The organism is Streptomyces sp. NPDC016851 (assembly GCF_055562795.1).
The window spans coordinates 259,144-273,663 of record NZ_JBVHEP010000001.1 but is presented as its reverse complement, the minus strand read 5'-3'; the positions used below and the strand labels follow the sequence as shown (position 1 = coordinate 273,663).

Sequence of the window (14,520 nt, the reverse complement as noted above, 5' to 3'; positions counted from 1 at the left end):
GCCCCCAGTCGGCACGCTCCCCCTTTCCGACTCCCGGTGCGCCGCGCCGGGAGTCGTTACCGTGTACCGCCTATGGACATACGCGGGGGCTTACGGGAGTGGTGGGAGCGCGGGCGGGAGCTGGGGGCGGCCAATCCGCTTGTCGTCGACATCGGTGTCGCGCTCCTGGTCCAGGCCGCGATGACCATGCCGTTCGTCGTGCCGCGGGCGGCCGGGGCGCCGCCGGCGACCTGGGCCGCGTACGGACTGACCACGCTCACCGTGCTGCCCCTGGTCTGGCGGCGGCGCGCCCCCGTCGCCGTGCTGTTCGCGGTGCTGGCCGCCAACGGGCTGTACCGGCTGGCCGTGGAGGGGCCCGGGCAGCCGCTGCCGTACACCGGGCTCGTGGTCGTGTACACCATTGCCGCGCTGTCGCCCGCGCGCAAACGGCTCGTCACCGGGCTCGTGTTGCTGGCCGCCGTGCCGGTGGGCGTGTGGCTCAACACCCGGTCGGCCCGGGAACTGACCTTCTCCGTCTTCGTGTTCGCCGCCGCCTATGTCTTCGGGAGGCTCACGGACGCCCGTCAGCGGGCGCACCGCGTCGAGGCGGAGCAGGTCGCCGCCCGCGAACGGGCCCGGATCGCACGGGAGATGCACGACATCCTCTCCCACGCCGTGAGCCTGATGATCGTGCAGGCGGAGGCCGGGCCGGTGGCCGTGCGGGCCGCGCCGGAGCGGGCCGAGGCCGCCTTCGACGCCATCTCCGCCACCGGGCGGGACGCCATGACGCAGTTGCGCCGGATGCTGGGGGTGCTGCGTGAGGGTGACGGCGACAGCGGTGGCACCGGGTCGCGCGAACCGCAGCCCGGGGTCGCGGAGTTGGCCGGTCTGTGCGACCGGGTGCGGGCGGGGAGCGGGCTGGAGGTGGTGTACCGGACCGCGGGGGCCGTCCGGCCGGTGCCGGTGGCGGTCGGGGCGACCGTGTTCCGGGTGGTTCAGGAGGCCCTCACCAATACCGTCCGGCACGCCGGCGCCCGTACCGTGACCGTGCAACTGACCTATGGGGATGACGACTTAATGGTGTGTGTGACCGATGACGGGCGCGGGGCGCAGACCGGGGCCGCCGGCCGCCGGGGCGGGCACGGGCTCGTCGGGATCCGGGAGCGGGCGGCGGCGCTCGGGGGGAGCGCGGTGACCGGGCGGGGAGCGGACGGGCGGGGGTTCGAGGTGCGGGTGCGGATTCCCGTGGCGGCCGCGGTGGAGGCCGGGCGGTGACGATCCGGGTGGTGGTCGCCGACGACCAGGAGCTGGTGCGCAGCGGCTTCGCGCTGATCCTGGACGTCCAGCCGGACATCGAGGTCGTCGCGGAGGCGGGCGACGGGGCCGAGGCCGTCGAGGCGGTGCGGCGCCACGCCCCCGATGTGGCGCTGCTCGACGTGCGCATGCCGCGCATGGACGGGATCGAGGCCTGCCGGGCGATCAGCGCCGCGAGCGACTGCCGGACCGTGATGCTCACGACGTTCGACTCCGACGAGTACGTGTACGACGCGCTGCACGCGGGCGCGAGCGGCTTCCTGCTCAAGGACGTCCGCCGGGACGATCTCGTGCACGCGGTACGGGTCGTCGCCGCGGGCGACGCGCTGCTCGCGCCCTCCGTGGCCCGGCGTCTGGTGGAGCAGTACACGCGCTCCACGAGGCACCCGCGGCCCGCCGCCCGGCTGGACGTGCTGACCGGGCGGGAGCGCGAGACGCTGCTGCTGCTCGCCCGGGGCCTGTCCAACGCCGAGATCGCAGCGGAGCTGGTGGTCAGCGACCACACGGTCAAGACGCACGTCGGCAACGTCCTGGCCAAGCTGGGCCTGCGCGACCGGATCCAGGCCGTGATCTGCGCGTACGAGACCGGGCTCGTCGCGGCCGGGGGTCCCCCGCCCGGGGGAGCGGACCGGGCCGGCCCCTCCCCCACGTCGGCGAGGAACTGACCCTCCGAGACCCCCTGCGCGGGCGATCCGCCCGGCACCGCCGGTCCCGAGGATGGAGCCGTACCCACAACACCGGCTCACACCCACGGAGTTGACCATGCCCCGCACCGCTTCCCTGCTGGCCGCCGTACTCCTCGCGGGCGTCGTGGCGGGGCCGTCCGCCCTCCCGGCCGCCGCCGCCACGCCCCCTGACCGGGCCCCCGCCCACCTGGCCGCCCAGCCCCGGAACCCCGCCCTCGCCGCCGCCATCGCCGGCCTCCCCAGCGCCGACGCGACCGCCGCCCTCGTGCGGGTCGGAGGCGACGAGGGCGTCTGGCGGGGCAGTTCGGGCGTGCACGATCTGCGCACCGGCCGGCCCGCCGATCCGGGCGCCCGCTTCCGCGCCGGTTCCGTCACCAAGGTCTTCACCGCGGCGGTCGCCCTGCAACTGGCCGCCGAGGGCCGACTGGACCTGGGCCGCAGCGCCCGCTCCTACCTGCCCGAGCTGATCCCGGCGGCGTACGGGGACGTCACCGTCCGGCAGCTCCTGAACCACACGCACGGCATCCCGGCCCCCGACTTCCCGGGCACCACGGTCGAGGAGGTGTACGCCGACCGCTTCCGGGTCCACGACCCCCGGGACATGGTCCGCTCGGCGACCTCCAAGAAGCCCGAGTTCGCGCCGGGCGAGCGGCAGCACTACCTCAACATCGGCTACACGATCACCGGCCTGCTGATCGAGCACGTCACCGGTGACACGTACGAGCGTCAGGTCGCCCGGCGGATCCTGCGCCCGCTCGGGCTGCACGACACGTACCTGCCGGGGAAGAACCCGCGCATCACCGGCCGGCACAACCACGGCTACCAGACCATGCGGCTGGACGACGGCACGACCGGGCTGCGCGACGTGTCCGTGTGGGGGTCCACGGACGGCTGGGCGGCCGGGGACATCATCTCGGCCACGGCGGATCTCGAACGGTTCACCAAGGCCCTGTTCCAGGGCCGCGTCGTGCGCGGACCGCTCCTGGAGGAGATGTTCACGCTGCCGGAGGTGACCGACTTCAGGACCGGGAAGCCGGCCGCGTACTCCGTCGGCCTCTCGATGAAGGTGCTGGGCGGCCGCGAGGTGTGGGGCAAGACGGGCGGGCGCTGGGGCTACAACACGGCCATCGCCTCCACCCGCGACGGCTCGCGCACCCTCGTCTACAGCGTCAACTCCACGGACGCCAAGGGCCAGGACATGAACAAGGTGGCGGAGAACATCATGGTGGCGGTGTACGGGCGGCCGTAGCAGCCACGTTCACAGCGCCGGCGGAGCCGCCCGCACCAGGCCCGTCTGATAGGCGATGACGACCAGTTGGGCACGGTCGCGGGCGTTCAGTTTGGTCATGGCCCGGTGGATGTGCGTACGGACGGTCAGCGGGCTGAGCGTGAGGTCCTCGGCGATCTCGGTGTTCGACCTGCCCTCCGCGGCCAGGGCCATCACCTCGCGTTCGCGGACCGTGAGCTCGGCGAGGCGCTCCGGCGGTGCCAGATGGGTGCCGGGGGCGGGGGCCAGGAGGAAACGGGTGATGAGGGAGCGGGTGGCGGCGGGTGAGAGGAGCGCCTCGCCGGAGGCCACCGTGCGCAGCCCGGCCAGCAGGGTGTCGGCGGTGACGTCCTTGCCGAGGAAGCCGCTGGCACCGGCCCGCAGCGCCTGGGCGACGTAGTCCTCGGTCTCGAAGGTGGTGAGGATGAGGACGCGGGTGGCGGACAGCTCCGGGTCGGCGCACAGCGCGGCGGTGGCGGTGAGGCCGTCGGTGCCGGGCATGCGGATGTCCATGAGGACGATGTCGGGGTGGTGGACGCGGGTCAGCTCCACCGCCTCGGCGCCGTCGGAGGCCTCGGCCACCACCTCGATGTCCGCGCAGGAGTCGATGAGGATCCGGAAGGTGGCCCGCAGCAGGGCCTGGTCGTCGGCGAGCAGCACCCTGATGGTCATGGCGTGGTTCCTTCGGCGGGGTGGGTGGTGGGCTGCAGCGGGAGGGCGGTGGTGACCTCGAAGCCGCCCTGGGGGCGGGGGCCGGCGCACAGTTCGCCGCCGATGGAGCGGGCGCGTTCGCGCATGCCGATGACGCCGAACCCGCGGCCCTGGGGCGCCTCGGCCACCGGCTTGCCGGTGCCGTCGTCGGTGACCGTGATCAGCAGGCGGCTGCCGGTGTAGGCGAGGCGCACGCGGGCGGCCTCGGCGGTGGCGTGCTTGGTGACGTTGGTGAGCGCTTCCTGCACGATCCGGAACGCCGTCAGGTCGACGCCGGGTGACAGCGGCTGCGGCTCCCCCTCCGTGGTGACGGTGACCTCCAGGCCCGCCGACGCGCACGCCGACACCAGCTCGGGCAGGCGGGCCAGGCCGGGGGCCGGTTCCAGGGCCGTGGAGCCGGGGCCGGAGTGGTCCTCGTGGTCGTTCTGCCGCAGCAGGCCCAGGGCGGCCTTCAGCTCGCGGAGCGCGGAGGACGTGGTGCCGGTCAGATCGGTGAGGATCTTCCGGGTCTGTTCGGGGTTGCTGAGGGCGAGGTGCGCGGCCGTGCCGGCCTGGGCGTTGGCCAGGGCCATGTGGTGGGCGACGACGTCGTGCAGCTCGCGGGCGATGCGCACCCGTTCCTCGGTGACGCGCAGCCGGGCCTCCTCCTCCCGGGTGCGCTCGGCGTGTTCGGCCCGGGCCTGCACGGCCTGGAGGTAGGCGCGCCGCAGCCGCGTCATGTTGCCGGCGGCGAGGGGCAGCATCAGCCAGAAGAACGGGCCGATCGTCCTCAGCAGCAGCGAGAGGTGGTCCATGGAGTGGGAGAACACGGCCGCGACGATCACCGCCAGCATGGTGACGATGCCGTAGACGCGGGTGGTCCGGCGGTCGGTGAGGGTGGCGAGCCAGTACAGCGCCGCCATGACCGGGGCCAGCAGCAGCGGCGTGACCAGGTAGCCGAGCGCGACCGCTGCCACCGTGCAGCCCCCGGCGACGACGACGGCGGTGCGCGGGTGGGTGCGGTGCTTGAGCAGGACGAGGCAGGCGACGCCCATGAGGACGGTGGCGGTCTTGTCCTGGTCCGGCGGGTCGGCGCTGGGCAGGGTGAGCGAGCCGCCGAGGGCCGCGCAGCCCATCAGCGCCAGGACCATCGCCAGATCGACGAGGAACGCGTGGCGGGCCGAGAACTCCTCCAGGCGATCCGCGTAGCGCCGCTCCAGGGTGATACTCATCGGGCTCTCCGGGGGATGGGCTGGGGACCATGGTGGTCGACGTCGGGCGGGAACGCCCGAGGAGCCGCCCGTGTCCTTCGCCACGGGCGGCCCTGGGTGCGGGTTCCTCAGGCGCGCGCCGGCTCCGGCTCCGGCGCGGGGTCCGGGGCCGGTTCCCGCTCCGGCCGGCTGAGGGCCTCGCCCTCCACGTCGACGCGGGGCAGCGCCCGGTCCAGCCACTTCGGCAGCCACCAGGCCTTGTCGCCGAGCAGGGCGAGGACGGCGGGCACGATCGCCATCCGGACGACGAAGGCGTCGAACAGGACGGCGGAGGCGAGCCCGAACCCGATCATCTTGATCATGGAGTCGCTCTCGCCGATGAACCCGGCGAAGACCGCCATCATGATCAGGGCCGCCGCCACGACCACCCGGGCGCTGTGCCGGAAGCCGGACGTGACCGCCTGCGCGGGCGACTCGCCGTGGACGTACGCCTCCCGCATCCGTGAGACGAGGAACACCTCGTAGTCCATCGCGAGGCCGAAGACGATGCCCACCAGGAAGATCGGCATCAGGCTCATGATCGGGCCGGTCTGCTCCACGCCGAGGAGTTCCGCGCCGTGGCCCTGCTGGAACACCACGACGACCGCGCCGAGGGACGCCAGCACCGACAGCAGGAACCCGAGGGCCGCCTTGAGCGGGACGAGCAGGGACCGGAAGACCACCAGCAGCAGCACGATCGCCAGGCCGACGACCACGGTCAGATACGGGACCAGCGCGGCCTGCACCTTCTCCGCGATGTCGATGTTCATCGCGGTGGTGCCGGTGACCTCGAAGCTCGCGCCGGTGCCGGACTCGATGCCGGGCCGCTCGCCCCGGATGGTCGTCACCAGGTCCTTGGTCTTCTCGTCGGTCGGCGCGGTGGACGGCACGACGGAGAAGACGGCGGTGTCACCGGCGTCGTTGAAGCGGGCCGGGGAGACGGACACGACGCCCTTCGTGGCGCCGATCTCCCGGGCGATCTCGGCCGCCGCACCCTTGGCGTCGGCGACGCCCCTGCCGTCCACCACGACGGTCAGCGGCCCGTTGAAGCCCGGCCCGAAGCCCTCGGCGAGCGCGTCGTAGGCGCGGCGTTCGGTGGTGGAGACCGGCTTGGCCTCGTCCCCCGGCATACCCAGCTGGAGGCCTGCCGCGGGCAGGGCGAGGGCGCCGAGGCCGACGACGCCGAGGAGCAGGACGGGTATCGGGCGGCGCAGCACGAACCGGGCCCAGCGGCTGCCGCCGTTGTCGCCGTCGCTCCCCTCGACCCGGCCGCTCTTGCGGGCCCGCCGGGTGAGCACGGCGTTCGGCCAGAAGCCGAGGAAGGCCGGGACGAGCGTCAGCGCGATCAGTACGGCGACGACGACCGCGCCGGCGGCGGCCAGGCCCATCTTGGTGAGCATCGGGATGCCGACCACGGCGAGCCCGGCCAGCGCGATGACGACGGTGAGCCCGGCGAACACCACCGCGGACCCGGCCGTGCCGGCGGCGAGTCCGGCGGCCTCCTGCGGGGCCCGGCCCTTGGCGCGTTCCTCCCGGTAGCGGGAGACGACGAACAGGGCGTAGTCGATGCCGACGGCGAGGCCCAGCATCATCGCCAGGGTGCCGGTGGTGGTGGACAGGCCGAGGGCCTGGGACAGGGTGAGGATCGTGGCCATGCTGACGCCGACGCCGATGAGGGCGGTCAGCAGGGGCAGCCCGGCGGCGGCCAGGGAGCCGAAGGTGACGAGCAGGACGACGGCGGCGATGGTGACGCCTATCACCTCGGCCGTGCCGCCCGGCCCGGCGTTGGCCTGCAGCGCGGTGCCGCCCGCCTCGACGGTCAGCCCGGAGTCCCGGGCCTCGACGAGGGCGCGCTCCAGATGGGTCCGGCTGGCGTCGCTGAGCTCCTCCGCCCCGACCTTGTAGGTGACGGTCGCGAAGGCGGTCGAGCCGTCCTTGCTGATCGTCTTCGCCTGGAACGGGTCGACGGCGCTCGCGACCTGCGTGCCGTCGCCGAGGCCGGTCACGGCCTTCTCGATGGCCTGCTTGTTCTCGGCCGCGGTCACCTTCTCGCCGCCGGGCGCGATGAACACGACCCGGGCGGTCGCCCCGTCGGCCGTGGCCCCGGGGAAGCGCTGTTCCATCAGGTCGAACGCCTTCTGGGACTCGATGCCGGGCATCGAGAATCCCTCGTCGCCGGCGCCCGGGGCCTTGAGGGCGCCCAGCCCGACGGCGGCCAGCACGGCCGCCCAGACCAGGGCGACGTACCAACGTCGCCGGAAGGCCAGTCGGCCCACTCGATACAGAAAAGTCGCCACGGCAGCAGGTCTCCACATCCGGGTGTCGATCGTCTGCCAAGGCTCTCCGGCGGCGTGCCGTCCCGTCGTCGTGCGGCTGCCGACAATCCTGGCTACTCGCCACGCAGTACGAGCGGGCCGCCCGTACACCTCGGGTACGAGATTCCCGGGCCATCCGGCGCGGCCTGTGCTACCGTCGTTGTTGTTGCAGTTTTGGTTCCCAGAGACTTCGAGTGCTCTATCGACCTTTGTCGACGAGCACTCTTTTTAGTTTTCGAGGATTTTCGGATCTCTCCGAGGGTGATCATTTCAGCAACTCCGAGTCCGTAAAGTGCGGGTCTCGGGTTTGTCCCCCTAAGGGAGATTCAGCATGGCATCTGGCACTGTGAAGTGGTTCAACGCGGAAAAGGGCTTCGGCTTCATCGAGCAGGAGGGTGGCGGTCCTGACGTGTTCGCCCACTACTCGAACATCGCCACCTCCGGCTTCCGCGAGCTTCAGGAAGGCCAGAAGGTTACCTTCGACGTCACGCAGGGCCAGAAGGGCCCGCAGGCCGAGAACATCGTCCCTGCCTGACGCTGACGCGTCCGACGTGACCGGGGCCCGCACCGTGAGGTGCGGGCCCCAGCCTCGTTCTCATCCAAAACCCCGGCTCAGTGTTGCGAATCCTGGTGCGGCCCCTCCCGGCTGCCGGGAATTCCCCGATACGTGTGCCGCATCGAGGAAGGATCCCCTTGGATCGCACCGCTCGCAAGAACAACGGCTCGCCCCACTCCCGTAAGGCGGCGGGCCGCAGTGTCTCCGCCCGTACGGCCGGTGCGGGCCGCGGCGGCCCCCGGCGCCGTCCGGCGCCCGGCGGGGAGTTCGCGCCGCCCGCCACCCTCACGCCGGCGCTGCCCGCCGTCGACGACTTCGCCGGACTCGCCCTGCCCGAGCGGCTGTTGACCGCGCTGCGCGCCGAGGGCATGACCGTGCCGTTCCCCATCCAGGCGGCTACGCTGCCGAACTCCCTGGCCGGCCGGGACGTACTGGGCCGCGGGCGCACCGGGTCGGGCAAGACGCTCGCCTTCGGTCTCGCCGTGCTGGCCCGCATCGACGGGCAGCGGGCCGAACCCCGGCAGCCGCTGGCCCTCGTCCTCACCCCCACCAGGGAACTGGCCCAGCAGGTCACCGACGCCCTCACCCCCTACGCCCAGGCGTTGCGCCTGCGGCTCACCACGGTCGTCGGCGGCATGTCGATCGGCCGCCAGGCGAGCGCGCTGCGCGGCGGTGCCGAGGTCGTCGTCGCGACGCCCGGCCGGCTCAAGGACCTCATAGACCGCGGCGACTGCCGGCTCGACCGTGTCACCATCACGGTGCTGGACGAGGCCGACCAGATGACCGACATGGGCTTCATGCCGCAGGTGACCGCCCTGCTCGACCAGGTGCAGCCCGGGGGCCAGCGGCTGCTGTTCTCGGCCACGCTGGACCGCAACGTCGACCGCCTGGTCCGCACCTACCTCCACGACCCCGTCGTGCACTCGGTCGACCCGTCCGCCGGCGCGGTCACCACGATGGAGCACCACCTGCTGCACATCGAGGACGACGACAAGCACGCCACCACGACGGAGATCGCCGCCCGCGACGGCCGCGTGATCATGTTCCTGGACACCAAGCACGCCGCCGACCGGCTGGCCAAGAAGCTGCTGGCCGTCGGGGTGCGCGCCTCCGCCCTGCACGGCGGGAAGTCCCAGTCGCAGCGCACCCGCACCCTGGCCCGGTTCAAGGACGGCGAGGTCACGGTCCTGGTGGCCACCAACGTCGCCGCCCGCGGCATCCACGTCGACAACCTCGACCTGGTCGTCAACGTGGACCCGCCCGCCGACCACAAGGACTATCTGCACCGCGGCGGCCGGACCGCACGGGCCGGCGAGTCGGGCACCGTCGTCACGCTGGTCCTGCCCCACCAGCGCCGCGAGACGGCCCGCCTGATGGCCGACGCCGGGATCACCCCGCGTGTCACCCGGGTCCGCTCGGGCGCGGAAGAACTGACCCGCATCACCGGCGCGCAGGCCCCCTCGGGCGTGCCCGTCGTCCTCACCCCGCCGCCCTCCGAGAGCGGCCCCGCCCGCACGGGTTCCGCCCCGCGCGCCCGCCGCGGCAGGCCCTCCCGGGGCCGCCGCCGCTGACCCGCTCCACGGAGCGCTCGCCGGGTCCCTCCCCGAATCCATCCCGGGAGCCGGGACCTGGCGCGGCGCGCCCCTCGGCCGGCTGCCGGCCGCCAGGCCTTCCGCCTCGACTCGGGTGTCGCCCGTCGTCAGGCAGACCGGACGGCGCCGACGGTGCGCGCCCCCCGCGCGCAACGGGTTCCGCCCGGCGCGGCAGGACCTCCCGGCGCCGCCGCTGACCGCACCCCGGATCGCCCGCCGGGTCCCTCCGCGGAGGCCTCCCGGGAGCGGAAGCCTGGCGCAGCGCGGCCCCGGCCGACTGCCGACCGCCAGGTCTTCGCCTCGACGTGGGTGTCACCCGTCGTCAGGGAGGCAGGTCGGCGCGGGCGTTGAGCGGCCCCGCGCGCACGGGTTCCGCCCGGCGCGCGGCAGGCCCTACCGGCGCCGCCGCCTCGCCCCCTCCTCGCTGCTCGCGACGGGCCTCAGCGCCCCGCCGCTCATGAGCGGACGTCGTGTGGTCCGTGTCAGGTGCCGGTTCGCGGCGGTGACAGGTGCACTACCGTGCCCTCCCCGTTCGACGACAGGAGCAGGGAGCCGTCGGGGGCGGCGGTGAGTCCCGCGAAACGCGGGGCGACGCCGGGGAGGCCGTGGGCGAAGAGGGCCGGGGTCTGGCGCGGTGCGGCCTCCGGCGGGGTGCCGACCGCCAGGTCTTCCGCCTCGATCCGGGTGTCGCCCGTCGTCAGGGAGATCGACCAGAGCCGGCGGTGCGCGGTGTCCACGGTGAAGAGTTCGTCGCCGTGGACGGCGAGGCCCTGCGGGGCGCCGAGGGCGTCCGCGACCGCCACCGGCTCGCCGTCGTCGAGGCGGAGTACCGCCCCGCGCCGGTCATCGCTGACGTAGCAGCGGCCCTCGGCGTCGAGTGTGACGTCCACGGGGTGGTCGAGGCCCTCGGCCAGGACCGTGACCGTGTCCGTCCCGTCGATGGCGAGGACGCGGCCGGCGCCCGTCTCGGCGACGACCAGGGTGCCGTCGGGCCGGGTCGTGATGCCGAGGGGCCGGTTCAGGCCGGTCGCCCTGGTGCGGGTGGTGCCGGTGGCGGGGTCGTAGGTCTGGACCGTGCCGAACTGCGAGGTCGTGTGCAGGACTTCGCCGTCGGCCGTGATGCCGTGGGCGAAGGGCTGGAGGATCTCCGTGGTGACGTCGCCCGAGGCGTCGGCGTCGGGCTCCTCGGGGCGGGCGACCCGGTAGTGGTCCGCCGCGTACACCGTGCCGCCGAGGTCGATCGTCACGCCGTAGGGGCCGTCCAGGCCGCGCGGGACGACGGGCCGGGTGCGTCCGTCGGGGTGGAGCTCCGTGATCCCGCCGCTCGCGAAGCTGGAGACGAACATGCGGTTCTCCCCGTCGAACGCGGCGTTGTCCAGGCCCGTGACCCCGCTGGTGACCAGCGAGCGGGAGCCCGTGCCGTGCAGGTCGACGCGGGTGACGATGCCCTCGGGGCCGCGCGAGAGCACGTGCAGGACGCCGCCCTGGTCGAAGCGGACCGCGACCGGGTCGTGCACGTCCTCGGCGACGACCTCGGGCACCCCGCCGTCGGTGGGGATGCGCCAGACCTGGTTGCTGACCATGTGCGGGTAGTAGAGGCAGCCGTCGGGGCCGAGTTGCATGGCGTTGCCCAAGGCCAGCCCGTCGGTCAGGACGACCGGGTCGCCGCCCTCGGGGAACAGCTCCAGCAGCCGGCCGTTCATCCGCATCTCGTTGACGAACAGCCGGTCGCCGACGCACGTGATGCCGTTGGGCACCTTCACCTCGTCGGAGACGAGGCCGTACTCGCCCTCGGGGCTGCGGCGCCACACCCGGCCGGGGACGAGGTCGGCGATGTACATCGACCCGTCCGCCCCGAAGGCCAGGTCGTCGGGCGACTGGACCGGGCCGTCCGGCGGGACCACGACCTCGACGTCCCCGGTGGCCGGGTCGACGGCGCTGATCTGCCCGGCCAGGAACTGCGCGACGTAGAGCCGCCCGTCGGGGCCGAACGCGACGCCGTTGGAACCCCACAGGGGATTGGGCGAGTTGAGGCGGCGGGCCTGCCAGCGGGTGCTGCGCATGCCACCCGCCTCGTACCTGCTCGAACGCCCCGTCACGAGCCCAGCACCTCGTCCATGCCGCCCTCCGCACGCCAGCGCCGGATCAGCTCGTAGAAGGCGATCGGGCCGTCGCCGTACGATTCGCTGCGGGGTCTCGGCATGCCCTCGGCGTTGTAGTAGCCGGGGGTGCACTCGGACTGGAACTTGTACAGGTCCACGGACTTCGCGCGGATCGTGGCTCCCCAGGCGGCCTCCGACTCCGCCGTCGGCTCCACGCACCGGGCCCCGCGCCTGCGCGCCTCGGCGATCACCTCGGCGACGTGCGTGGCCTGCTCGTCCAGGACGTGCACGTAGTTCACGGAGCTGGCGGACTGCACCGAGCCGAGCATGAACAGGTTGGGGAAACCGCGGCTGTAGAAGCCGTGCAGGGTCCTCGGACCGGTCTGCCGCCAGGCGTCCAGCAGGGCGACGCCGTCCCTGCCGTACGCGGGGAGCCGCCCGGACAGCAGGCCCGAGACGCCGACCTCGAAGCCGGTGCCGAAGATGACGCAGTCGACCTCGTACTCCACCCCGCCGACCACCACGGCCCGCTCGGTGACGCGCTCCACGCCCCCGTCGTCGGACGTGTCCACCAGAGTGACGTTGGGCCGGTTGAAGGTCTCTAGGTAACCGTCGCTGAACGTGGGCCGCTTGCACATGTAGCGGTACCAGGGCTTGAGCTTCTCGGCGGTCGCCGGGTCCGCGACGATCGCGTCCACCCGGGCCCGCAGTTCGTTCATCTTCTGGAAGTCGGCGATCTCCTCCAGGCGTTCGCGCTCCTCGGGCGTGAGGCCGGTGAAGCCGTCGGTGGGGATGAGCTTCTGCTGGAGCCGGGCGGTGCTGGTCCAGCCGTCGGCCACCAGGTCCTCGTCGGCCCCGGCGCCCGTGACGACCGCGAGGAAGTTGTCCCGGCGCCGCCGCGCCCAGCCGGGCTCCAGCGAGCCGGCCCACTCGGGGTCGGTGGGACGCTGTCCGCGCACGTCCACGGAGGACGGGGTGCGCTGGAAGACGTACAGGTGCTGGGCGTCCCGGCCCAGGTGCGGCACGACCTGGATGGCGGTGGCGCCGGTGCCGATGAGGGCGACGCGTTTGTCGGCGAGCTTGTGCAGTCCGCCGTTCGCGTCGCCGCCGGTGTAGTCGTAGTCCCAGCGGCTGGTGTGGAACATGTGGCCCTTGAAGGTCTCGATGCCTTCGATCCCGGGCAGTTTGGGCTGGCTGAGCAGCCCGGTGGCCGCGACGACGTGCCGTGCGGTCATGCGGTCGCCGCGGTCGGTGGTGACGATCCAGGCGGACTCGCCCTCGTCCCAGCGCAGTTCGCTCACCTGGGTCCGGAAGCAGGCGTCGCGGTAGAGGCCGAAGTGCCGGGCGATCGCCTGCGCGTGCTGCCGGATCTCCTCGCCCGGCGCGTACTTCCACTTCGGGACGTAGCCGAGCTCCTCCAGCAGCGGCATGTAGACGTACGACTCGATGTCGCAGTGGATGCCCGGGTACCGGTTCCAGTACCAGGTGCCGCCGAAGTCGGCGCCCTTCTCGATGATCCGGACGCTCTCCAGGCCCGCCTGGCGCAGCCGGGCACCGGTCAGCAGGCCGCCGAAACCGCCGCCGACGACCACCACGTCGACGTGGTCGTGCAGGGGCTCCCGGGTGAATCCGGGCTCGGCGTACGGGTCTTCGTCGAAGTGGCCGAACTCGCCGGTGGTGCGCCGGTACTGGCGGTTGCCGTCCGGGCGGATCCGCCGCTCGCGCTCGGCCCGGTAGCGCTCGCGCAGGGCGTCCGGGTCGAAGTCCAGGGCCGGCACGGGGGTGTGGGGGGTGGACATGCGTGTCCTCTTCCTCTCGCGGTACGGGGCGCGGTACGGGGAGGTCGGTTGGGGTCAGACCGCGGCCCAGGCGTTGTCCACCGGCAGGACGACGCCGTTGACGCTGCTCGCCGAGTCGGAGGCGAGATAGACGATGGCGGCGGCCTGCTCCTCCGGTGCGCAGAGGCGGCCCATGTTGACGAAGTGCCGTCCGACGACGGACGGGCCATGTGCCTCCCGGTCGATGTGAATGTCGGCGGTGATGTCGGTGGCCGTGCCGCCCGGGGCTATGGCGTTGGTGCGGATGCCCTGGTCGCGGTACATCACCGCGAGGGAGCGGGTGAGCCCGAGGACGCCGTGCTTGGAGGCGGTGTAGGCCGTGCCGGCCGCGCTGCCGCGCAGCGCCGCCTCGGACGCGGTGTTGACGATGGCGCCGCCACCCGCCGCGATCATGTGCGGCAGGGCGGCCCGGGTGAGCAGGAACGGCGCGGTGAGGTTGATCCGCAGGACCCGTTCCCACTCGGCGTCGGTGACGTCCGCCGCGGCGGACATGCTGTCCATGACGCCGGCGTTGTTGACCAGTACGTCGATGCCGCCGAACGTGCCGACCGCGGCGGCCACGACCGCGTCGACGACGGCGCTGTCGCTCAGGTCGCCCGTGACGGCGACGGCCGTGCCCCCGGCGGACTCGATGGCCCCGACGACGCTCTTGGCGCCCTCCGCGTTCAGGTCGGCGACCACGACCCGCGCACCCTCCGCCGCGAACAGCAGGGCGGTGGCGCGGCCGATGCCGGAGGCGGCTCCGGTGACGATGACGCTCTTGCCTGACAGACCCGTGGCACCCATGGCGCTCCTCTGCTCGTCGCGTTGGCCCGGCGTGCGGGCACAGTACTGGTTTTTGTCTCAGTGCGACATAAAGACGCGACGTGCCAAGAGGTCATTTCACGCCAGGCAGACATGGCGCGACGTAAAATAGGGTGGGCGCGGCAAG

At 73.0% G+C, this 14,520-nt stretch carries 11 protein-coding genes; 5 read left to right on the top strand and 6 right to left on the bottom strand.

Annotation, left to right across the window (positions count from 1 at the left end; all coding sequences use genetic code 11):
- Positions 1 to 72 precede the first annotated feature (72 nt).
- The 3 genes from ACZ3I3_RS01230 (at position 73) to ACZ3I3_RS01220 (ending at position 3,228) form a co-directional block, all read left to right on the top strand.
- Positions 73 to 1,254 (top strand): sensor histidine kinase, encoded by a 1,182-nt coding sequence (locus ACZ3I3_RS01230; RefSeq protein ID WP_467361562.1) that lies wholly within the window; start codon positions 73 to 75, stop codon positions 1,252 to 1,254.
- Complete coding sequence (locus tag ACZ3I3_RS01225) at positions 1,251 to 1,958, top strand: response regulator (protein WP_467361560.1); 708 nt, start codon at positions 1,251 to 1,253, stop codon at positions 1,956 to 1,958. Before ACZ3I3_RS01230 ends, ACZ3I3_RS01225 begins: the two co-directional genes overlap by 4 nt.
- Positions 1,959 to 2,055: 97 nt before the next feature.
- A complete protein-coding gene (locus ACZ3I3_RS01220; RefSeq protein WP_467361558.1) occupies positions 2,056 to 3,228 on the top strand; it encodes a serine hydrolase domain-containing protein in 1,173 nt (390 codons plus the stop codon).
- Positions 3,229 to 3,237: 9 nt separating this feature from the next.
- Here the strand turns inward: ACZ3I3_RS01220 and ACZ3I3_RS01215 are convergent, their stop codons facing one another.
- From ACZ3I3_RS01215 to ACZ3I3_RS01205, 3 genes are all read right to left on the bottom strand, one after another.
- Positions 3,238 to 3,918, bottom strand: coding sequence for a response regulator transcription factor (locus ACZ3I3_RS01215; protein ID WP_467361555.1), 681 nt, complete (start codon positions 3,916 to 3,918; stop codon positions 3,238 to 3,240).
- Entirely contained in the window at positions 3,915 to 5,168 is a 1,254-nt protein-coding gene (locus ACZ3I3_RS01210) for a sensor histidine kinase (protein ID WP_467361553.1), read from the bottom strand. Before ACZ3I3_RS01210 ends, ACZ3I3_RS01215 begins: the two co-directional genes overlap by 4 nt.
- Before the next feature lie 107 nt (positions 5,169 to 5,275).
- Positions 5,276 to 7,483 carry an MMPL family transporter gene (locus ACZ3I3_RS01205; RefSeq protein ID WP_467361551.1) on the bottom strand — a complete coding sequence of 736 codons (2,208 nt, stop codon included), beginning with the start codon at positions 7,481 to 7,483 and terminating at the stop codon, positions 5,276 to 5,278.
- A 349-nt stretch (positions 7,484 to 7,832) separates the two neighbouring features.
- Here ACZ3I3_RS01205 and ACZ3I3_RS01200 point away from each other — a divergent pair, with 349 nt between their 5' ends.
- Both ACZ3I3_RS01200 and ACZ3I3_RS01195 read left to right on the top strand, forming a co-directional pair.
- Positions 7,833 to 8,036 (top strand): cold-shock protein, encoded by a 204-nt coding sequence (locus ACZ3I3_RS01200; RefSeq protein ID WP_010032345.1) that lies wholly within the window; start codon positions 7,833 to 7,835, stop codon positions 8,034 to 8,036.
- A gap of 158 nt (positions 8,037 to 8,194) precedes the next feature.
- Positions 8,195 to 9,628 (top strand): DEAD/DEAH box helicase, encoded by a 1,434-nt coding sequence (locus tag ACZ3I3_RS01195; RefSeq protein ID WP_467361549.1) that lies wholly within the window; start codon positions 8,195 to 8,197, stop codon positions 9,626 to 9,628.
- A 503-nt stretch (positions 9,629 to 10,131) separates the two neighbouring features.
- Here the strand turns inward: ACZ3I3_RS01195 and ACZ3I3_RS01190 are convergent.
- From ACZ3I3_RS01190 to ACZ3I3_RS01180, 3 genes are read right to left on the bottom strand one after another with little or no spacing between them, the layout of a single operon-like run.
- Entirely contained in the window at positions 10,132 to 11,712 is a 1,581-nt protein-coding gene (locus ACZ3I3_RS01190; RefSeq protein WP_467361547.1) for an SMP-30/gluconolactonase/LRE family protein, read from the bottom strand.
- Between the two features lie 32 nt (positions 11,713 to 11,744).
- A complete protein-coding gene (locus ACZ3I3_RS01185; RefSeq protein WP_467361545.1) occupies positions 11,745 to 13,550 on the bottom strand; it encodes a flavin-containing monooxygenase in 1,806 nt (601 codons plus the stop codon).
- A gap of 54 nt (positions 13,551 to 13,604) precedes the next feature.
- Positions 13,605 to 14,375, bottom strand: coding sequence for an SDR family NAD(P)-dependent oxidoreductase (locus tag ACZ3I3_RS01180; protein WP_467361543.1), 771 nt, complete (start codon positions 14,373 to 14,375; stop codon positions 13,605 to 13,607).
- Between the last annotated feature and the right edge of the window lie 145 nt (positions 14,376 to 14,520).